1 protein-coding gene is annotated in these 835 nt (G+C 46.9%); it reads right to left on the bottom strand.

The genetic code is table 11. The features are described 5' to 3' along the window. The coding region (locus ACS8FC_RS16220) for a DNA polymerase (protein ID WP_439297531.1) at positions 1-835 on the bottom strand (835 nt) is incomplete at both ends.

Raw genomic sequence — 835 nt, 5'->3', positions numbered from 1 at the left:
CCGCCTCACCAGTCGAGTATTGACCAGACTTGGTTTTCTTACCGCCAGCAACGCCGAGCTTGTCAAACAGCATCTCACCAAGCTGCTTTGGTGAGCCTAAGTTAAACTCTTCACCTGCCACTTCATAAGCGCGTTTTTCTAGCGCGATGATTTCTTCATCAAAGCGTTTTGATAGCTCGTTTAAGAAGGAGCGTTTGATGAGAATACCGTTTGCTTCCATCTGGCAAAGTATCTCTGCTGTTGGAATCTCTAACTCATGGAGCAATTTGGCATTATTGGCATCGTTAGCCAACTCAACGCTGAATACGTCAAATAACTGATAAGTAATATCAGCATCTTCACACGCGTAATCGCTAGCAATATCGATAGCTACTTGGTCAAAGGTGACTTGTTTAGCACCTTTGCCTGCGACTTCCTCAAAGCTGATGGTTTGCGTTTGTAGATAATGGCGTGCTAAGTCGTCCATACCGTGACGAGTCGCTGCCGCATTGATGACGTAACTTGCCAGCATGGTATCCATCGCCCAGTTATTTGGCTGCTCATGTATGGCGCCAACTAAGTCAATATCATAGTGAGCGAGGATGTGCGCGTCATATTTCAGATGCTGTCCGATTTTACCGATATTTGGATTCTCTAACACAGGCTTTAAGCGCGCTAATACCGTATCGCGGTCAAGCTGTTTTGCTGTCAGCTCATCACCTTCTAAGCTATGCGTGAGCGGGATATAATAGGCTTCATGCGCTTGTACCGCAAAAGACAGCCCGACGATTTGTGCGTCACGCCAATGGACGCTGGTGGTTTCAGTATCAATGACAAAGTGCGGAGCTGCCTCTAG

The organism is Psychrobacter sp. 1Y4 (genome assembly GCF_051847555.1).
Note: the sequence above shows the minus strand (reverse complement) of the source record. Positions and strands in the feature narration are given on the sequence as shown.